General features: G+C 40.9%; 10 protein-coding genes. 1 reads left to right on the plus strand and 9 read right to left on the minus strand.

Annotated features, from left to right (window positions below; translation table 11 throughout):
- Positions 1 to 27 precede the first annotated feature (27 nt).
- The 9 genes from BWI44_RS13270 to BWI44_RS13310 form a co-directional block, all read right to left on the minus strand.
- Positions 28 to 2355, minus strand: a complete 2328-nt coding sequence (locus BWI44_RS13270; RefSeq protein WP_195208382.1) for a glycosyl hydrolase 115 family protein — start codon at positions 2353 to 2355, stop codon at positions 28 to 30.
- A 33-nt stretch (positions 2356 to 2388) separates the two neighbouring features.
- Positions 2389 to 4095, minus strand: coding sequence for a polysaccharide deacetylase family protein (locus BWI44_RS13275; protein WP_195208383.1), 1707 nt, complete (start codon positions 4093 to 4095; stop codon positions 2389 to 2391).
- Between the two features lie 99 nt (positions 4096 to 4194).
- Positions 4195 to 6279 carry a six-hairpin glycosidase gene (locus BWI44_RS13280; protein WP_195208384.1) on the minus strand — a complete coding sequence of 695 codons (2085 nt, stop codon included), beginning with the start codon at positions 6277 to 6279 and terminating at the stop codon, positions 4195 to 4197.
- A 47-nt stretch (positions 6280 to 6326) separates the two neighbouring features.
- Positions 6327 to 7697: a family 43 glycosylhydrolase gene (locus BWI44_RS13285; protein ID WP_286814534.1), complete on the minus strand. Its 1371-nt coding sequence runs from the start codon at positions 7695 to 7697 to the stop codon at positions 6327 to 6329.
- A 25-nt stretch (positions 7698 to 7722) separates the two neighbouring features.
- On the minus strand, positions 7723 to 9096 hold the full coding sequence (locus tag BWI44_RS13290) for an alpha-d-galacturonidase (RefSeq protein ID WP_394368893.1): 1374 nt from the start codon (positions 9094 to 9096) through the stop codon (positions 7723 to 7725).
- A gap of 62 nt (positions 9097 to 9158) precedes the next feature.
- A complete protein-coding gene (locus tag BWI44_RS13295) occupies positions 9159 to 11372 on the minus strand; it encodes an alpha-L-arabinofuranosidase family protein (RefSeq protein WP_195208386.1) in 2214 nt (737 codons plus the stop codon).
- 50 nt (positions 11373 to 11422) lie between these two features.
- Positions 11423 to 13399 (minus strand): carbohydrate-binding protein, encoded by a 1977-nt coding sequence (locus BWI44_RS13300; RefSeq protein ID WP_286814536.1) that lies wholly within the window; start codon positions 13397 to 13399, stop codon positions 11423 to 11425.
- 75 nt (positions 13400 to 13474) lie between these two features.
- Positions 13475 to 15526: a RagB/SusD family nutrient uptake outer membrane protein gene (locus BWI44_RS13305; protein WP_195208388.1), complete on the minus strand. Its 2052-nt coding sequence runs from the start codon at positions 15524 to 15526 to the stop codon at positions 13475 to 13477.
- Between the two features lie 12 nt (positions 15527 to 15538).
- Entirely contained in the window at positions 15539 to 18823 is a 3285-nt protein-coding gene (locus BWI44_RS13310) for a SusC/RagA family TonB-linked outer membrane protein (RefSeq protein ID WP_195208389.1), read from the minus strand.
- Positions 18824 to 19430: 607 nt separating this feature from the next.
- On the opposite strand from BWI44_RS13310, the gene BWI44_RS13315 reads away from it, so the two are divergent.
- Positions 19431 to 23462, plus strand: a complete 4032-nt coding sequence (locus tag BWI44_RS13315; protein ID WP_195208390.1) for a hybrid sensor histidine kinase/response regulator transcription factor — start codon at positions 19431 to 19433, stop codon at positions 23460 to 23462.
- Positions 23463 to 23500: the final 38 nt, after the last annotated feature.

Genomic DNA, 23500 nt, shown 5'->3' on the forward strand with positions numbered 1-23500 from the left:
ACTTAAACTATTTTGTAACAATTGGAATTATCTATAAAGCATGATCTGATCCAAAACAACACCCTCGTCCAATGCCTTAATCACCAGTTTATGCGATTTTCGTTTGCCGACAGGCAATTTCACTTTTCGTATCGCTTGATTGCGCAACACATTTTCTTTCCATTCTTCGCTACGCCCTTTGATTTCATAAGAAACGGTTTGCGGAGCCGATTTATCAACTGACAGTGTGAAACGCAGTTGTTTTTCATCCATAGGATGATTGGGTAACAAGCGTATTTCAACTTCCACAGAATCGGTCTTCCAGTCATCAAAAGCAAAAGTAAGAGAAGTGTTTTTGCCAATACCTGCCGCTTTGCCCTCATATCCCAACCCTTCGCACTGTAAAGGATTTCCGGCTGTACAATCCATAGCATTCCATTTATAGGCAGGAGTTTTCTCATTTACCATAGGCGTAACGGCAGTTTCATGTGCCACACGTTTAAAGACAGGGAGTTTGCGGGGTTGAAAATCCATCATGTGAATCCACTTTCCGTTTTGCAAAGCGTTATACCGACGCGTCAGTGAAGCAATGCTATCGAAAGCTGCATAACTTTGTTCCCAATCGACCTTTCCGTGACGGGCAAGTTGCGCATTCAGGAACTTCCGGTTCATTTGGTCGGCGGCTTGTACGGGATATTTTACCAATTGCATATAGGCATCCTTCCGGTGGGCAGGAAGCTTGGCCTCAACTTCTTCGACTACGGAAGACAAAGCGGCATAATCTTTCAAGCGTCCACGAATGGTCTGTTCACTCCAAGGCAGGTCTTTTACTTTCTTATAAATAGGGTCACGTTCTTCTTCACGCGTATTTCCCATGAACTCGGGCTTGCGGATATAGGCCAAGCGGTAATGTTCTTGCATAACCGGAAGCAGAGTCTTTGCGTATTCCGTACCAAACTCTCTGCCCAACCAGTTCTTCAAATGGGTTGTAACACCTTCTTCAGCCACCTGTTCTATATTCCACGCCATATCGAGGAATAGCTCAATCTGATATTCGGAAGGTTTGATATCACCCACATTCAGTACCCACATTTTCTGGATGCCGCGGTCATAAGCCAGTTTCATCTGCTGATAGAGCAGATACGGGCTAAAAGTACCCAGCCAGAGATAATCGTGCGGACGTCCCCAATAGGATACGTGATAATAGATGCCGTTTCCACCTTTGCGGGCTTGTTCTTCCGGCGTAGGGAAGTGACGAATATAGCCATAGTTATCATCACACCAGATCAGCGTTACATCATCGGGCACCTTCAATCCGGCATTATAAATGTCGAGTACTTCCTTGTAAGGTATGAAAGCCTGCGGAATGGCGGTGACATCTTTATTCACATACTTCTCCAGCAAACCACGCTGGTCTTTAAGCACGCGTTCCAACACAGCTTTCTGTTCTTCAACTGTTTTAGCTCCTTGCATTTGTCCGTCGTGCACGCCACGCATACCCAAAGTATAGATATTTTCTTGTCCTGCCACTTCTTTCACGCGGTCTTTCCAGAACTTGTAAACGGAGGCACTGTTATTCACATAGTCATAATCGCCCTCTCCCCTTCTTCTCCATTCGCCGGCAGCATTGCACACCATTGGTTCACAATGGGAAGAGCCGATAAAGATACCGAATTCGGCTGCCACTTCCCGATTACCTTTTGTCAGGAAAAAGGGCAAGGTACACTCGTGCATGGCAGGCCAATAAGTGTTAGCCCGCAGGCGGAGCAATAACTCAAAGATGCGACGGTTCGTCTTAGGACCGATTTGTTGCTGATCGGCAGGCTCGTAATTCTTACTGCTCCAAGGCATCAATCCCCAGTCTTCATCATTGATGAAGATGCCACGGTATTCTACGGAAGGAGAATGTGTCGTTTGGTAATCTGCGGGTAAAGTAAAAGATGTCTTTTTTTCCGGCACCACATCCGCCCACCATTCCCACGGCGATACTCCTATCAGGCGGGAAAGCTCCATAATACCATAAGCTGTACCATGTGCATCGCTTCCGGCTACCAGTAGTTTTCCATCCGGTAAAACAGTCAGTAGAAAGGCTTGCTTTTTATCTTTCAGACAAGAAAGATACACACCAGTTGCCTCTACCAATGAAGTTTTTCCTACAGTTCCCACTATGATATCCCCTTTCCGGACATTCATAACGGCAGGAGCTGAAAATACTGATTGATAGTCACGCATAAACAATTTCAAAGCAGTTTGCACCACTTGTGCTTCTGTTTTATCACAGGCCAATGTAACCGATTGCCCGGAACGTAAATTAAACTGTGCCCAGCCAAGCTGCGCAATAAAAAGCAAAATTAAACTGATAACCCCTTTTTTCATATATTCCAAGTTATTTTTCAAAGATACATTCTATCATTCGGTTAGAAAGCTTATTTTTATAGCTCCCCCATACGGACTGAAATCAAAGACCAGCTTATCATCCCGCTCTTTTAGCAACAGACTCTTTCCATTTTGAGACACCTTCACTTTTTCCCTTCCTTTCTTATCCAACACCATTGTCAAAGGTTCGTCGAATAATTCTTTGTCCAGCGACAAACAAGGTGTAACCACCCACTGCGATTTCTTTTTCACAATATCCAGTAGTACATTCTTCCGTTCTTTCACATAAGCCGCTACTTCACGGAAAGTACCTACCCAAATATTGTCTTCCTGATTCTTTACTCTACGAAAATGTTCCCATAATATATTCGGGGAAGTGAAAGCATCATAACCGGTAGAGATACCATGTATCATAGCCACTCCCCAATCACCGGCAATCATAAGCTCCTTCACCCATTTATCCAGTGATTCAACTGTAGATTTCGATTTATCACCACCCACCCCATATTGCCTTGTACGGGTAGCCACTCTACCTTCCGAAGCTTTCCGCAATATCACTTCATCAAAGGCATTGAACGGATAACAGAATGTTAGAGGTTTCTTACCTATCATTGCTCTAATAATGCTATCATTCTTCTCTATTTCCATTTTCACTCCATCTGAGTTAAGATGCTTCAAATTCGCGTGCGACCAGCTATGATTGGAGATTTCATGTCCTTTGTCAGACATTTCTTTCATCTGCGGCCAAGTCATACGTGACTTACCTTGCCGGGCAGCCTCATTCTCTATAATGTTCCCGCATACCCAGAAAGTACCTTTGAATCCAACCTTCTCCATTTCGGGGAAAACAAGCGTATAGTGCTCCTGTAGACCATCATCAAAAGTATAACTGACAGCACATTCCTTATTGTCCTTATAGTCGGCTACATATACTTCCGGATCACGGTAGCGAATATATGGCACCAGTTCCGGCACTACTTTGGCTACAGCCTCAATAGCAATCCCTGCCACCACTTTTCCACCATATATATTCAGGTGGGTATTATCTACCTTTCCTTTCGGACAGAAGTCATACTTACCCGCGGGCACCCACATAAAGAGTTCCTTTGATTTTTCCACTCCCATCCTGACTACCAGATCGTAGGTTAATCCGTTCAAATCGACAAAAGGTACCCCCATTTCTTCAGCTACCTTGCGGGGAGAAATCAAATATTCGCCATGTGTATCTACCAGTACATTTCCTTCTTTCTCATAACTACCTTTATTTTCCGTTGCCCCTTCCGGTGGGAAATTCCTGCGCACAATTGAATTAAACAACACCGGATAAGCTCCTTTCTCACGTGTCTCCGTTACAAAACGGCGCAGATTATTATCAAAAGTACTTCCCGGGTCAGTGTGCAGCTTCTCCGATGGTTTCTCGTCATTATGACCAAACTGGATAAATACATAATCACCTTTCTTCAGCCTTGAAACAACCGTATCCCAACGTCCTTCATTGATAAAACTAAGCGAACTCCTTCCATTCCGAGCATGGTTATCAACCACAACATCATCAGTCAAGAAGTTAGGAAGCATTTGCCCCCAACCACGCTCAATATTACCATTCCTCAGACTTTTGTTGGCCATGGTGGAGTCACCAATCATAAAGATGGTAATAACGTCTTTCTTTTCCGTTATAAAGGCTGAAAAGAGTAATATCGCACAGAGCGCAAACAGTAGTTTTATTTTCAGATTTTTCATACTAAGAAATTTTCAGTAAAAATAAGTAAGTTCATAGATACGGCGTATGGAGCTACGTACAATTAGATGTATTATCGTACATAAAGAAGTACAATTTTTCTATAATCCCTTATTGACCAACAGATAATAGACTAACGCCCAATCTTGATCATTCGCATAAGAATCGTAAAATTCCGCCTTCACACCGTCAATCTTATAGGGGTACATATAGGCACAAGAAGCCCTTCCATCTTCGAAGAAAAGACAGAGATTATTCCTCACTACATTTTCCGCACGCTTCTGATAAGAGCTATCACCGGTACATAACGCATAGTAATAATACACCGCACCGGTTATCGTACTCCAATAATGAGGAAAAGTATCGCCAAACAGTTCACGTTTACCAAACCAATGACCATCCCAATGACGAATCGCAACTTCATTCAGATGGTAGCTGGGTTGGAAACCATTGAATGCTTCCAGTACAGGCATTTGCCGTTTCACTTCATCCAGATATTTCTGACTGCCTGTCTCCAGATAGAGTTGTGCAAGGAATTGAATGGCAGGAGCCACAATGCTTTGCTCATAATTTACCTCATGCGCAGGGTAATTCAAACCATTTTTTACAAACACATCACCTGTCTTTATAAAATCGTTCCGCAAATCCGTATATTCTTTCTTCATTCCGGCTTCTTTCAAGCTTTGTAGCCCCAACCGAACAGGAATGCCTATTGCATAAAAGCCATAACCAAACTGCTGGAACATAGATTTCAGAGTCTTATAGCCATCAGTCACAAATTGTTTATCGCCAGTTACTTTATACATCTGAAAATAGAGTTCTGCCACCCACATATAATTATACCCACGGTTGCGATTCTTCTGGTCTACACTCGAATAGGTTATGTAGCTATCCGTTTGTAGTTTCCGGCGTACAAAATTAGCATACCTCAAAAGAGATTGCTTTAACTCCGGGTCTTTAGTCAGCAAATACTGTTTTGCCAGTAATACCCCCATGCCCAAACGTTCCGCTCCTTCATCGCGATCCACCGGATTACAGTTTGGCGTATCATTCAGATAAATGCTATCACCTTCATTATCATAAACCATATAAGCACCATCACGCAAGTCAGACGAATTGTTCATCTGTTGACGGATACGAATAAAATCAACACGCTTTCGGATTAAATCAGCCGTATTGCTGATGACCAGACAGTCTGCATGAGTTTGCTTATTTCCATTGTAATAGAAATCAAAACGTACCTCTCCAGCCTGTTCCATCGGTACTTCTACAAAACAAAGACTCCCTTCCTGCTTTATGGGGACAGGTACTCCATTCATTTTAGCAGTACACGCTTCTAAAGGTTCCATACTCCGGCATTCCACACGGGCTTTCTCTCCTTTCTCAAACACATATTTATTGCAAGATACAAGTACACTCCCTTTTTCCAGAAGCTTATGGCGGAAATCATCATTCCCGTTGTGAGCAAAGATATGCCATTCCAGTGAATAACTTTCTCCCGGCTTCAACAATAAATCCGGTAGATCCAATGCAATGACCCCTCTTGTCTGTGAGTTTGCCTTTTTACGTCCACGTTCCCAGATTTCATAGTTTCTGATAGCTCCGTTCGTCACCACCAGTCCCAGATGGGGAGTAAAAGCTCCCATACGGATAGCATTGACATAGGCAGCACTTCCACCTTTCCAAATATGCGTATGAGCACGGGAATTCATGCATTGTTGTGCATCCGGATAATTATCATTGAAAGGAGTATAAATAGCCACATCATATAAAGACACGGGGTCTTTCCCTTCATTGGTAAAAGAATATTCTTCTACCAAATCACCCTGTTTTATTTCTCTTTTTACCAGAATACGTATATCACTTTCACGATATAAAACCTTCATTCCGTCAGGACTGATTTCCACAGGCATTCTCCATTCCCGCTTTACAGTTTCTCTTCCTTTAGCCATCGTAAAGTATCCCAATCCCCAACCATAGTTATCCTTAACCCAAGGATATTGAGTCCCATCAGTTTTCACTACCCAGTTCATACTACGATTATCCCCCTTCAAGGTCAGTTCACTAATGGCACCGGTAGAGGGATTAATACGTATCTCCACAGGAAAATTCCCGGCAGATAAACAATTGACTGCAATCAACAGACAAACAAAAATCCCGATTCTTTTTATCAGTTTGTTCTTCATGACATAGCTCTGGTTTTTAATAACTTCGATCTTTGTTTTTTAACTCCTCAAAAATAATAAATACTATCAATAGTCACAAAACTATTATCACTTCCATAAATAGTTTTCGTCTTATCCGTCCATATTGGCATTATACCTGTCACTTCTATCAATAAAGTATAACTATCTTCCGGCATCTCTGGAGTCATAATGCGAATCGCTTTTTCCGGATATTTGCTATAAAAATCTACTAAAGAAACATACACCGTATCCTTCTTGGCATCCAGCAAACTCACTCTTGCGTATCCGCTATGAGGATTCGATTCCCCAATCACCGCAGCATGAGTCCCTTTAAAAGGAATACTCAGAACACTGCCCCGAACATTCGAAGATACCCCCTCGTTATCTTGCTTCCAATCCGGCGTAAATTCCATCTTTGAAACAGGAACCAACTTTCCTTCACGCAATACATCTACTGGTTTCAGTTGGTCAATATCCCAGCATTGCCAATACTCTGGAATGGAAATATGCGTTCCATTTACTTGCAAAGGCATCCACACATAAGTAGCGGCCGAGGCCTGATGAGGATATGACCAGCGATCACCCATAAACATCGGAATTGTGTCATTGCCCCGTTTCAACGGAAAGACAAATGTACTTTGTGAATTATAAGTTAACTTTCCTTCCGGACAAAACAACCCTTGTTTTGTCCAAGGACCTTCAATTTTCGGTGCCGTAAAATAGAAATTATCATTTTTCTCCCAACTGGTCAAATTGGAGTAGAGCATATAATATATACCGTTTTTCTTAAACATGGCAGGCGATTCTCCTGAGCCTTTCACATGAGCTACTTCTGCCTCTATGGAACGGTAATCATCGCTCAGCCGATAAATAGGCCCGTGATGGATAAGCAAGTAACCTTTACCATCCGTATCCTGAAAGGTTCCCATATCCCAACGTTTAACAGGTTTTCCATCGTGAAGTAAAGGGCCTTGTAATTTATATTCTCCATTTATTGTGCTACATGTAGCATAACCTATATAAGGATCCTTATATCCCATATCATCCGCATGCATATACATGACGTATTCTCCTGTAGAGGGACATTTCATCACCTTTACCCGCTCACCTACACGATTTGGGCCCAATATACCGTCAAGTTGTACCGGCAGCACTATCCTTTCAAATTTCCAGTTCACCAAATCATCTGAGGAATAGCAACTAAAACCCGGAAAAGCATTGCTTTTATCCGATTTATATTCACCGAAAAGATAATATCTACCGTTATCCTCTACTATGCAGGCACCGTGTGCATTTACTATATTTCCTTGATTGTCAAACCAAGGGATTCCATTATAAACAATCTTTCCGGAGCCCTCATTTGAGATTCCTGCACACCCTACACAAAAAAAAGCTACTAATAAAAGCAATTTAATCATATCTATTATCTATTAGAAAACAAATTTATTTATCACCTGTACGGTTCAATACGGAATAGGAAACATTCTTTTCTACCACATTTTCAGTGTAATTTACCTTCTTAACAAAATCTTTTACCTCACCCACATATACATCTTCAATCACTATATTCCTGGCAGGAAATCTGGCATCTCCTTTCAGTTCGTAAATGGCATCAGCCGAAGTACATGTCACATTTTTCATATAAATGCCATCAATACGCGTAATGCGTTCCTCATACGTAGGAACAATATCTTTCCATTGATAAAGCACATCTGTATCTATTTCAAGTACCCGTTGTACATGCCCAGCTTTGATATTCTCCATGTGAATGTTCTCCACAAATGCTCCACGCCGATGATTGGTCTTGACAAAAAATAGCCTTCTGACGGATTGCGGCACCTTACAATCATGCATATACACATTACGGATACCCCCTGAAATTTCACTGCCAATGCCCAATAAAGTATGCCCCTCTACAATGTCGCAATTACGGATTACAATATTCTCCGTTGGTGTATTCAGACGCCATGCATCGCGATTACGTCCCGCCTTGATTACCACCGCATCATCTCCCTGATCGAAAGTACAATCTTCCACCAAAAAGTTACGGGTCATCTCAAGGTCAATCCCATCGTTATTGTGTCCATGAGCTTTTACATCCAGATTACGGACAATGCCGCCATCACACATATACATATGCACAGTCCAGAATGGGCTTTCCCTGATTTTGAATCCATCAAGTAAGATATTCCTACAACGGTTGAATTGTATCAGATGCGGACGCAAATGGTTCTCGTCTACAGCCATCTCCCGTTTTTCTACAGGAACATCTGTAGATGCCATTGTATAAAGTTCTTTCAATGCATTCATGTGAGCCTCGGGACGGGCAAACCAGACTTTCCAAGTATCCATTTTAGGCTTCAGCATTCCTTTGCCTGTTATAGCAATATTCTCACATTCAAAAGCATAAATTAATGGAGAATAATTATAACACTCCATACCTTCCCATGAAGTCATTACAGATGGTAAATAATCAGACGGATTATCAGTAAAGCGTAACACTGCATTCTCTGCCAGATAAAGATTTACGTTACTTTTCAAATGTATTGGTCCTGTAAGCCATTCCCCTTCAGGCACTAACACTCTACCACCTCCTGCTTTACTGCAAGCATTTATCGCTTGGGCAATGGCATCCGTATTATCCACCTGTCCTCCCTTTATAGCACCATACTCCTCTATAGAAAAACTCCTTGAAGGATAAATAAATTCTTTAATTACCTCCATACGGAAAGGAGCATCTACCTTTATTTCTCGATATTGTCCCCACAAAGGCAGCAATGAAAATGTAGAAATACAGAATACCAGTAACCATCTCATTAATAAAGTATTTTTCATAACGTTTTCACCTATTTTATTTTTAATAATCCTACAGTTCTTCCTCATTTTTTCCGCAGGGTAATCATTGTATAAGAATATTTAGGAAATGTATAAGTTACAATATCATCCATACTTAATTCTGAAAATTGAGGAACCACATTATCTTGTTTATCTATAGTATTGTATTCTGTGAGTTCACAATTTCCCATAGATATGACTTTTGCCTTGCTTCTCACCTTTCCAAAGCCCTTCACATTTATCACGCTCTCTTGGGGTTGATCAGTCATGTTTACAATATAAAGTGTCAGTTCATTACCTTTATCATCTATCTTTGCTGTAAGATCAATCTTCTGCTCATCACTGCTAACTGTCTTCACCACATTCGGTTTCCACGACTTCATCATTAATTCATCTATATAAGCCGACGGCTGAAACCATACTTTATCTGATGTATAGTGAATTCGTCCCTGATCCCACATATAATGCAATCCGTGTGGTTGAAACGTATTAGCTGTCCCCATCATCTTGAAACAATCACCATAACGTTGCAACACAATCCAATTATGGGCATGAGCCAAACCACGATCCCAATCACAACGAGACCCATTTTCTTCCATAGGGCATAAATTCAATTTAAAACCGGGATAATCTTTAGCCAACTCACGCTGCAAGTCTATTCCCATCTCACTCTCAAGCCACTCTTTATCACCAGCAAAGCTACGACTGCCACTATAATGTGAATCCCATGCAAACTTATCGCCTTTACCTTGAGCTATAAACCATCCCACCAATTCCGAAGCTAACGCATAATTCTGATTTCCACGTATATATCTGTTTCTACTAATATTCAATGAAACCATAATAGACATATCAGGATCCACCGACCAAGCTGCTTTAGCAAACTTCTTTACACATTCCACATATCCGCGGGAAATACGCCGTTCATTATCCACTTGAATATACTTTAAATTATATGGTATCGGATGGCCATCTGCTGCACGACGTGCTCCCCACTCTGAAGTAACCTCTCCATTAACATATTCTACAAAATCCCGGATATCCTCAGCTGTTTCATCCATACTCATACCGATAATTGCTACAGCATTAATGCACTCAGCGGCTTGAAGCATTTCGATGATACCAAAACTGTGAGTAGCATAAACGTTAAAACCTGAGCGAAACAATACTCGACGTTCATCAACAGGTCCAAGCATTTTTTTCCAACGATAAAGGAATTTATCGGCTCCTACGTCCACCATGGAACCATTATAACGGAAAGCAGTGATACCCTGCTTTTTCAATGCATCTATGAAAGATTTGCGTAAAGGATATCCGTTCGAACGCCCCCAATCGCCCGGCTGCAAAAAAGCAAAGCCCAAATTAAGTGTACCCGGTTGCTTTAAAGTTATGCAAAAATTGCCATTAGCCGTATAAGCAGAAGGAGTCAGATTGAACTGTACTTTTTCATAATTACCATTACCTTCCAATATATAAGATTTCTCATCCAGTATCTGTCCATTTTCATCTCTTAGGGAAATATAAACATTGGTAGGTTTTTCAGCCATTATACGCAGTACACCGTCATAAGGCTTTCCTTTCTCATAACAAATCCCCATACGATAAAGACCAAAATTGCTGATACCCACTTCGCCTGTACCACTGATAAAATTTATCTGCTGTGTTTGCCTACCTATATAAGCCTTACCATCACGTATCAGTTTATAACTGTATTCGGGTTGTCCGCTTACTATTTTACTCCAATATTTAGTTATCTGTTCATTACCGTTAATCCGTTCCAACATTATCTGTTGAATATTAGCCGGAAGTGAATCAAAAGGTAAGAAACGTCCAGTGAATTTCAGTCCTGAAATGATTTTGGGCTTCTCGAACGGAGTAGCATCATAAATATCTTTGGAATAAAAATCATATTTCTCTGACAAGTTATTCCAATTAACCCGATGATAAATATCACTTTGAGTAATAAGATGCGGAATACGTCTTTCATCAAGCACTACATAGAGTTTTGAGTAATCAGCACGTTTCACGTTCAGAAAATCAATATCGATATTCTCTTCAAAGGCCTCACCATGTAACAGCTGGCTAAAAACACCTCCATTGGTTTGGTTGTTCAAGTCTTCAATATTGGTTCCATTGAACAATTTACTTACAGTAGCGATTTTCTTACTTGCATCCACCTCTAATCGTACCTGCGCATACCCAGTTGTCACCATTAGTGGCAAACAGATACTTAATAACAAAATATATCCGATTTTCATTTTGATTTTCTTCCTTTCTTATTTTTAGGATTATTCATATCATTATCCGTTCAAAATAGTTGTAACTCATCAATATTTCCTGCAGATAATGGATAGACCACACGATTCACCCGTTTATAATTTCCTGTGGATTCTAATTTTATCAGATTGTCCATAGCAGCATTAAGAGTTACCATAGTTTCTACTGTACGATAATTAGTCCAAGAACCGGTATCTTCCAATTGAATCATCTGCATCTTTCCATTCACAAAAAGCAGGCATTTGACCGTTTTTCCACTCCCATTAGAATATCTTATTTTTAAAGTTTTCTTACCACCAATTTTTCCATCAACTCTCTTCCAAATGATACACGCACCTTCAGAAGAAGGTAGTTGTGCATATCCATTCCCGGCAAAGCCAACGCCTTCAATTGCAGCATCTGATTTCGCCCCAGCACAAAGGATAGCATTCTCTGCTTGATAAATGACATAAGGAATAGTAAGTCCTAAGTCTTTACAAATAAGCAGTACCGTTGTACCAGCTTCCACAGACAAAGACCTGCTAGTGGAAGGAGATGCATCGAAGAGTACTGATGAAGACAAAAGAACTTCCCCCTCATTTACCCAACAATTATTATCATCAAAATAACCTTTGCTGGCAGAAAGTATATCAATACCGTCTGGAAGTGTAAAACGCCCTCCTTTGGAACTCATTAACACAAGTTCGGTATTACTCCTCAAAATACTTATGCCTTGAGATGTCGGATAATTAGGCTCAAACACAATTCCTGCATTACTGACACTTGGAGTAGAATTTCCTCCTTCCCAATTGTGTACAAACAGACCATAACCGTGGGCATTTATAGCAAGATCAACCCTGTCACTGCTCAATATCTTATTAACCAAACGGATATCCTCAAGATAGGCAACTAAGGGCTTTACTAGCTCTCCATCCCTTCCATACAAACTTTCAATACTATAAAAGTCAAAAGCAGCATTTCCAGACAAAGCTGCCAAATGCATCTGCGCAGCATAAGGCACATTCGTATTAGTCTCCATTATCATACGAAAATTCTTACCCACATAAGGCATATTGCACCTCATACTCGCCACAAACGAGGTGTCTGATGAGAAATGATGCCGATAAGTATCGATACCCATAAAATCAAGGTTTGTACCTTCTTTCGAAATACGACGTTCCTCATTCCCATACACACGAGCCATGACATTCCAATACACGCAATTGGCCCGTGTCCACACAACATAGTCAGATTGCTTCACAGCACTTGCCACTTTACTTAAATAAGAAATGACTTCGGAGTTTGCGAATAGTCCCTTCTGTCCAATTGCTTCATTGTTTATCTGCACGCCGATAATCGGATGTTTGTTCCCATTAGCTTTATCCCATTCACTTATATGCTTCATCACCACTCCTAACACATATGTTTCTCTTGCACATAAACGTTCATCTGTCATATCCATGCTATAATCCGACATATCACGACGGATGCGGTAATCACTTGTCGTTTCTTTTGAATCTGGCGCAGGAGAGTAAAGTACATAGTCAGGAGTACGCAGATGGTTCGGCATCTCTTTCGAACGACTCAGCCATTGCACATGACCTCCACTATTGGCACCAAACCACAGTATTTCCATCTTCAGCCCATATTTATTCACCAATGTCAGGTATTCATCCAAAATCTTCCAATCAAAGTTATCTTTTTCCGGTTCTACTTCATACCAATGTACGGGAATGGAAACTGTATTAAATCCATCGGCCGCAGCCTGTGCAACCAAGGCTTCACAAGCGGCATCACTCCATTTCTCGGAATAACGCAACAAATCAAGCCGTATCTGGATATTAATCATATAATAAGGAGTTCCACCTACCCGCAATACGTATTTCTGTGCTCCTTCCAAACTCGTATCAACCCATGATACCACATTCACGTTCTTCTTACTTTCAGAAATACGATTTTTAGCATCCAGTAATAAAGAGACATTTAACAGCAAGACACAAACTAAAATCCATCTATATTTTGGCTTCACAATCATCCTTTTATAGTTAAAGATTATCCGCATATTTGAGCAAAGTATGCGGATAACCTGTTTTTATTCTAATATTTATTTCTCAGCAGGCATATCGGCTGTAACAGGCCAATATGGATTTTGATAAATAGGAGAAGTTTCAACCGAACGTCCATCAGTCGATGTTATGAGGAATTGATCTATTCGGATAGGTTCCAAATAATGAGCCATTTTCCAGACAAAACCATCATGACAAATCTGATTACTTCTTTTTCTATAAGGACGGAGATATTCACTGTCATCCGGTGAAGAAACATTGGCTTTGCTATCATTTCCATATATCAACATAGTATTTCCTGCATTATCATTATACCAGTTTTGCATAGGTGTATTCCATAAATGAAAACCTTCGGGGATATAAGGTTCAGTAAGCATCTGATCCATAGCTCTCCAACGACATAAATCCATCCAACGGAAACCTTCGGAAAGAAGTTCACAACGACGTTCCCGACGAATGTTATATAGTGTTTTGTCAGTCAATATCTGTCCCGCAGAATAGGCTCCCCAGTCGTTTTCAGCCTCTTTATTCATATCAGTTGCCACTATAGTAGCATCAATATCTGTACTAACTAAAGCCCTGCTACGAAGTTTTTGCCAATATTCACGCGCCAAAGCATCAAGGGTTCCCTTTCTCTCATAACTGGCTTCCATATAGTTCAACAACGCCTCTACCGACCGATATATGACAAGTCCTAAATAACCCTTATTCTGAACCAGATACTTACTATCCCAAGCACCTCCCTTACGTAATGCATATCCTGTTGTATAGGCATATTGCAAAGAACCTGTCGTTATATCAGGATAGGGTTCATTCAACCAAATATTAGTAAGCCCGGTTACACTCTCCACTAAAACATTCTTTTGCCCCGGTTCTTTCAGAAAAAGACTCAGACGACTGTCCCGATTCTGACGTACATCATTAATCGTTTTGTCTCCTTTATAATAACCGTCACCATCAGCATAAGTACCATGAGCATAAACAGGAAGTCCATCAGCCATCAAGAAGTTTTGTACATATCCACGCGTCATACCAACTCCCCAGTTTCCCTCATCTGCCGCCAAAGCTACATCTTGTCCACTGCCTAAACCCGATACATATTGGCGCCACATCAAAACTTCGTCTACACCAGACAAATCCTCTGAACCAAACATTGCAAAGAAAGGATTCTCCGGAGTATTCACATCTTGTTTCAATATACCCGTATTCTCAGTTAACCGATCTTTATATTTCTCCGCTACTTCTTTTGAAGCAGCCATAGCCTCATCCAGGAACCAATTAATTTCATTGTCTATACTTCCGCTGGGGTATTGATAATTAGCATTGTATTCTTTGCTCTTTCCCGGCCATCCTTCGTCGTTAGGTACAAAAGCCGTACCTTTAAAATACTTCAACCATGTACCTTCATAGAGAGCCACACGCGATTTAAGTAATAAAACTACATCCCTATTAATACGGGTTTTCTGCATATCTTTTCCAGCCAGCAATACAGCTGCCTTATCCAAGTCTGACAGAATGAACCTTGCTACTTCATTACGTGGAGAACGCTTGGCCGCTTCAGTCAAAACCAACATATCATCAGCCAAAGGCTCGGTTATAATAGGAAAATCCCCAAATTGCTGATAACGGTTGAAGTATTCGAGTGCACGTAAAAAATACATTTCTCCGATATAGTGTCTCACATTCTGTAAATCACCGGCAATGGTATTTTGGCTTCCCGATAAATCTTCGCCAAACTTAGGCAATACATAGGAAAAAAAGAAGTTCAGATTATAAATCGTTTTAAAGCTCCAATTTCCACTACTATTAGGTACTTTCCATTCACCCGGAAAAAAATAAGAAGGAGCACTTTCTGCAATCTGATTATCCGTACCCTGATCGTTGGCATAAATGCCATAAGAGTTACCAGGACAAGAAGGAAGAACACTTGTATACCATTTATCGGCATAAGCCTGCAATTGTGAGGCATCCGTAAAGTAAGTCTCGGGAGCAAGGTCGGACCTGGGCTCCATATCAAGGAAATCATCGCATGCTGTAAACATGCCGCCCAGCATGAGGGCTGTTAATGCTATATATTTAGTCGTTTTCATTTTTCATGTAGATTAAAAAGTTAAACTTAAACCGAAAGACCATGTAGAAGAAAGTGGATAAGCATTACCACCCCAACCACCTGTACAAGTTTCAGGATCAAACAAAGAATTCAAAGATGTAAAAGTCAATAAATTTTCACCGGAAACAAAAATACGGCAATTGGATACGCCTACCTTTTGTAATAGAGATGCAGGTAAAGAATAGCCCAATTGCAAATTTTTCAAGCGCATATAACCCGCATTTTGCATATAACGGCTTTGTACCTTTTGATTCTTTGCCCCGAAACTCGTACCATCAGACGATTGAGAGAAAATAGGTCTCGGATAATAAGAATCCAAATTAACAGATAATTCATGTCCTTCCAATCCGAGAGGTTCATCACGGAAGTAATCACCATGCTCCTTTAAACCAATGGTATACCATTTACTATATCCTCCACGAACTCCCCAGAAATAAGATGAACTACCTGGCCAAAAGTCATGTTTGACAACTCCTTGCAAAAAACAACGGAAATCAAATCCTTTCCAACTGGCGGTAAGGTCAATACCATAAAAATAATGCGGATTAGCGTCGCCCAACAATTTCAAATCACCATGATCATCCAATGTAGACGCTCCGGAACTGATTTTTCCATCATTATTCAAATCTTTATACATCATATCTCCGGCAGCCCATTGAGAGCCAACAGCACTCTGTCCGCCATTAGGTAAAGAAGCTATATGAGCATCCATCTCTTCCTGAGATTTTGCTATACCAATAGTTTCATATCCCCATATTTCATTGATTTTATGTCCCGATATATAACTTGAAAGAGACCCGGTCTTATTACCCGGATAGTTGTCTATATAGGTTATTTGATCGGACAACGATACGCTGATTCCATAATTCAGACCGTTATTCAGTCGATCTTTCCACGAAAGTGAAATCTCCCATCCCTTGGTTTTCAAATCACAATTATTTTTTTTCGGAACTTCTATTCCCAATGTATTAGGAAGCTGTTCAGCCTGTCCTACCATATTCTTGGTATAACGGATAAAATAATCAAATGAACCGGACAAACGATTATTGAACAAACCATAATCCAAACCTATATCCCATGTGCGCACCTTTTCCCAAGTCAATGATGTACTGATCAAACTTCCCACTCCGGCAGTATTAGGACGCGCGCCATTCTGAATCCAGTCACCATTCAATGCTCCCAAATCCATCACACGATAAGTAGGATACCATGAGTTTGTATTCTGATTACCTAATTCTCCATACGAAAATCTCAGTTTCAATTGATCAATAATAGGATTGACAGGAGCAAAAAATTCCTCTTGGGCAATATTCCATCCCGCAGAGAAAGAAGGAGACAATTGCCAACGACTACCACGACGAAAACGAGAAGTTCCATCATAACGCATATTCACCTCAAACAAATAGCGTCCTAAATAATCATAGTTCAATCGGCCAAAGAAACCAGCGGTTGCCCATTCATTAGTATAACCGGTCACTCCCGTATCCTTTGGACTGCCTTTACCATCCAGACCATTAGTCAGATCAAACTCCCAAAAGTCCTCTGATTCCGTTATTAAACCATATTTAGTAACAGAGAAATAATGTTGTTTCATCTTCTCTGCCTGGAATCCAGCCATGACCTTAAAATTATGTTTATCTGCAAAACTATGGGAATAGGAGCTATATACATTCAGATTCAAATAATTCTCCTTAAGTTGTGACTCAAACAAACTGGTACTTTGACTACCATTATTAATTTCATTGCCTTGCGGATCATAATTATAATAAGTAAGTGTAGCTTCCTTCACATGATCATTTTTGATACGATAATTGAACTCAACATTAGTAATCCAATTCTTGACAGGTTCCAGAATAAAAGCACCCTGATAATATTGACGGTCAATTTGCTGATTTCTCTGACCGCCTTCGGCCAACTGGCGAGGACCATCCTGATTGATATGTCCGTTACGATCGTAGACAGGCAAATTGGGCCAGTTCCCTCTTCCCAAACCATCATAATAACTATCTGTAAATGCTCTTGGTCTCCAACCGTCAGTACGTGTAAAACGAGTGCTCCAATTAAATTTCAACCAGTCCGTAAGAGTAGCATTAATTTTACCGGTGGCATTGTAGCGTTTCTGTCCTTCTTCACCAAACCGTATCAAACCATCCTGATCCAAATAATTGAAAGAAGCATAATAGGACATCTTCTCACTACCTCCCGTCACACTCATATTATGTTCGTGCGAGAATACGGAACTTTTATAAGTTTCCTTCCAAATATCAGTATTGGCATATCCTTTCGTCCAACGGTCTTCCCATGCTGAACTATTCTTTTCATCAAGTCCATACTGTAGTTTTCCAGCTTGGAAATCAAGCATTTTTTGCAACACATCATTAGTATAGTCTTGCCCTACTCCCTGGTTGACACCTGCATAATTCATCATGACTGCAAACGAATAAGAATCCATCGCTTCAGGCATATTGATTGGGCTGGAAACCCGGAAACTATTGTTATAATTGACAGATATTTTACCTTCCTTACCTTTTTTTGTAGTTACAAGAATCACGCCAAAAGGAGCACGTGAACCATAAATAGAAGAAGCGGCAGCATCTTTCAAGACTGATATATTCTCAATATCCTGGGGATTCACCGTATTAATATCTCCTTCCATTCCATCAATCAGAATAAGGGGTGCACCACTCGATCCATCACCAATCGTACCCGTGCCACGCACTGATATATCCATATTTTTCCCCAACTGCCCTGTATTTGTCGTAATTTTCAGACCCGGAACCAAGCCTTGCAAAGCCTGTGTTGCCGATGATACCGGACGTGATTCCAACTCTTTCGCTGTAGCAATTCCCACCGAACCGGTCAGGTTCACCTTCTTCTGAGTACCAAAACCTACCACCACAACTTCATCAAGCATTTCAGTATCTTCTTTCAAAGTCACATCAATAACTCTGCCTGCCACTGCCTGTACTTCCTGCGCTTTATATCCTATATAGGAAATGAGAAGCGTTGCACCGGAAGGTACTGAAAGAGAAAAGTTACCGTTGACATCAGTAATAGTGCCATTAGATGTATTCCCTTTTTCTACAACACTGGCACCGATAACCGGCCCCATCGCGTCACTTACAGTTCCGGAAACTTTGATTTGTTGTTGAACCGTTTGCACACTTTGTTCATTGCCCGTAGCCCTCACCGTGAGGGGTTGTCCGGCAATGAAACCAGTGCAAAGCAATAAGGCCGCAAGCGCCTTCCGATTGTTTCTAAAAGAATCTGATTTCATTGTTTTCCTTTTAAATTAGATAATAATAATAAGGTTAATAGAATCTCAAAAACTGGTCCCGTTATGGGATATGCAAAGATATCGAAGTAATAAAGAAAGCATAGGGGACAAATTCACTTTCAAGAAAGGACAAATTCGTCATGACTGTTTTCTCCCACTCTTTGACCAATCTCTCCGGGGAGCTTTACTGAACCGATATGGATTATCTTACATTACTCCAAATGATAACTTGGTTCACCCCACACGGTAACTCCATTTACATGCCGAGGTAAAGGTCGTTACATACCGAGGTAAAGACCGTTACAATAAGGGGTAAAGGTCGTTACATACGGCGGTAAATGCTTTTACATTATGGCGTAAATAGAATGTAAATGTGATTCATTGATTATCAACAAACTAACTAAGAGTGTCAGCCTACTTTTATTTATTTCTGCACAACAAGCCAACGAAATGAGAAAAAGGACAAGAGTGCTCATTACAGCAATACAAAGGCAAGGCAAATTCGTCAAATCACAAGGGCAAATTGGGCAAAACCAAAGCAACAAGTACATCAAATACAGATTTATCGTATATTTGTTGCAAAGACAACCCTAAAATAGGAACAATCATGCGAAGCTACAAACTTCTTCTATTCTTGCTGTGCCGGCTGCTATTCTGTATCGATGGCATGGCACAACCTTATACCTTGCGACATCTGGGCGTAGAAGACGGATTGTCGAACAATTATGTCCGCGACATTGCACAAGATAAACAAGGTTGCATCTGGGTGGCAACAGAACTTGGACTGAACCGGTTTGACGGATGCAACTTCACCACCTATAAAAGTAACAACTCACAATTAATCAATGATGCACTAAATGTACTACTATATGACGAAACAGAAAATGTGGTATGGATAGGTGGAAAATTCGACGGTATAAGCGCATTGGACTGTTCCACTTATCAATTCTACTCTTACACATCCAGAGACGAGGTAAGGGCGGATAATATCGTGCACTTGTCTCATGCCTCCGATGGGGGAATCTGGCTGACTCCACATTACGGGAACATTGTTCATTACGATAAACATAGCCACACATTCACATCGCTCGCTGATATGGGTATAGAGAACCTGAATAAATCCAACTGGTGTTGTTTCGATGATGGAGAAGGGCATCTTTACATCGGACACGCCCAAAGCGGAATGAGTATTATAAACCTGAAAAACAAAACAGTACGTAAACTCAGTCATACAAACAATAATCCGCAAAGTTTGCCCGGAAACAGTATTTATTCCATTTATAAAGATCATTTGCAAAACATTTGGGTAGGTACCAACAGGGGATTGGGTTTATTTAACCCGAAAACAGAAGAGTTTACCGTATTCAGGCATGAATCCGATAACCCTCATTCTCTGATTGCCGACCATATTTACGATATCAAAGAAATGAATGACGGCACGCTATGGATTGCCAGTGATATCGGCGGAATCAGTATACTCGATTTACACAGTATAACTTTTAAGAGTCCTGAAAAGGTGCAGTTCTATAATATCACCGCCGACAATAGCAAGCACGGGGTTACATCAGGAAATATACGCACCTTGTTACAGGATTCTTTCGGAAATATCTGGATAGGCAATTACAGTAGCGGTATAGATTTTATCAGCCACAGCCAACCGGAATTCCACATATTGCCCTATATGACCGAAAAAGGGAATATCACCAAGCACAAGCCTGTATGGGGACTCTGCAAGGATGAGAACAATCAAATCTGGCTGGGCGGTGAGAATGAAATAACATTATTCAAAGACAATAAACTCCTGAAAAGTATAGATATAACCAAACAACTTTCAAGACCATACGGACAAGTGTTTTCCATCATTAGCACCCAACAAGGCGCATTATTACTTGGAGTATACGACGACGGTCTTCTAAAATTCAATATCCGTAACGAACGTATCGAACGTATTCCATTGGATATGGCGGATGTAGATATCATCACCTTTTTCAAAGAAAATGATGAAAAAATATGGATAGGCGCCGAATATGGAATATACAGCTACAGCAACGGTACTCTCCGCAAAGAAGACGAAATCAACCGGTTATTGCCAGACCGATCAGTATATGGCATTCTCCGCGACAGGCAAGGTAAGTTGTGGATAGGTACTTATGGCGGAGGAATAGCTGTCCTTGACAAAAAAAACAAGCTGGTAGCCAAACTGAACAAAGGCACTCGCTTCTGCTCTAATGCCATCAATAGTCTTTACATGGATTCTCAGGGGGGCGTATGGGCTGCCACACGCAACGGAATAGGATACATTAAAGATACAGCCCGTCCGGAAGAGTTTGAAGCATACGGTTATGAGCAAGGACTTGAAGACACCTTCGTACGTGCCATTCAGGAAGATGCATCCGGAAATATCTGGCTCAGTACCAACGATGGAATATCCTTTTGGAATAAGCAAAAGAAGAAATTCGACAGTTACGACTATCGTGACGGCATACCTATGGGAAACTTTATTGAAGGTTCGGCCTGCCGGGCAGAAGATGGCACACTCTATTTCGGTTCGCTAAACGGTGTCTGCTATTTCAATCCGGAAAATCTGATCGCAGAACGCCAAGTGGCTCCTGTACAGATTATCGAATGCAGAAGTCTGAACAACCAGATAGAAAGTCGTAATGAAGGAACTATCATTCCGACCTCTGAGGGAAGCATCAACCTGCCCTATAACCGGAATTCTTTCCGCATCTCATTCACCGTACCGGACTATTCGCAAAGCGGACAGGTGGAATATGCATATATGATTGACGGACTGGAAAATACATGGACCAATACTTTAGGAGAAAACATGATTACTTTCCGCAATATTTCCCCGGGAGAATATACATTCAAAGTAAAAGCAAGGTTAAGAAATCAGGAGTGGGACGATAGTCATATAGCCACATTACAAGTACACATCCATCCGCCTTTATGGCTGACATGGTATGCGAAAGTATTGTATATTCTGCTGGTATTATTATGTGTGTATATCTGGTTCCGTTTTTACAAACGTAAACTCATGCTGGAAAACTCCCTTGAACTGGAAAAAAAGAAAAGCCAAAACGAACAGGAACTTAACAACGAACGTCTGCGCTTCTACACCAATATTACACACGAACTGCGCACACCATTAACGTTGATACTCGGTCCACTGGAAGATTTAGTCAATGATTCTAACGTACCTGCTTTTTATAGTAATAAAATCAAGATGATTCACAGCAGTGCTATCCGGTTATTGAACCTTATCAACCAAATACTGGAATTCCGCAAAACGGAAACACAAAACCGAAAACTAACAGTAACCAAAGGAGATTTAAGTAGTCTGATTACAGAAATAGGTTTGCGTTACAAAGAATTGAACCGGAATGATAAAGTAAAATTCCACATCCGTGTTCAGCCCTCAAAGACTAAACTTTATTTTGATACTGATATCATCTCTACCATACTGGATAATTTGTTATCAAATGCCATAAAATACACCCCGGAAGGAGAAATCAACCTGATTATGCATCCGATAAATCAGGAAGGCAAACAATATACAGAAATAGTGGTCAGCGATACCGGATACGGAATAGATGCTGACGCACTGCCACATATCTTCGACCGTTATTATCAGGCGAAAGGAAAACATCAGGCGTCAGGCACAGGCATCGGCCTTGCATTAGTCAAATCACTGGCCGACCTTCACAAAGGCAGTCTGCATGTAGAAAGTGAAACGGGTAAAGGAACGACTTTCACTTTCCGGATTCTTACTGAGAATACTTATCCCGATGCCTTGCATAAAGAAGACAGAACGGAAAGTATTCCAGAAAAAACGGAAAGCTTAAAAGAGGAAGACAATGATACTTGTCCGGTAATACTGGTTGTAGAAGATAATGATGATATTCGCGAATACATCGCTACTTCTTTCAGCAACAACTACCACATAATGACTGCAACTAACGGAAAAGAAGGAGTAGAACAAGCACTGAAATATATCCCTGACATCATTATCAGCGACATTATGATGCCTGTAATGGATGGTATTGAATTATGCAAACTGATAAAAGAAGATGTTCGCACCAGCCATATCCCCGTCATTCTATTGACGGCCAAAGACTCCATTCAAGACAAGGAGGAGGGTTATGAAAGCGGTGCCGACTCATATCTTACGAAACCATTCAGCGCCAAGTTGCTGCACAGCCGTGTTCACAATTTGCTGGAATCACGAAAGAAGTTAGCCCTGCTGATAACCAACCGTACCAAAGAGTTGAAACCGGAACAAGTTCAGGAAACAATGCAACTAAGCCGGTTGGACGAAGAATTCCTGAACAGGTTTACTGCAATAGTGGAAGAAAATATCGACACACCCCAATTGGACATGCCTTTCATGATAGGCAAGATGAACATGAGCCACTCCACCCTTTACCGGAAGATAAAGGGGCTAACAGGCATATCAGGAAATGAGTTCATCCGGAAAATAAGACTGAAAAACAGCTTGCGCTTATTGATGGAAGAAGGACTCAATGTTTCGGAAGCGGCTTATGCAAGCGGTTTCAATGACTTGGGATATTTCCGGAATTGCTTCAAGGAAGAATATGGAATGGCACCGTCGGAGTATATAAAACAGAAGAAATAGAAAATGGACGTGTCTTCCACTAAAGAGAAACACGTCCA

Source organism: Bacteroides sp. Phil13 (genome assembly GCF_001940965.1).
GTDB lineage: Bacteria > Bacteroidota > Bacteroidia > Bacteroidales > Bacteroidaceae > Bacteroides > Bacteroides intestinalis.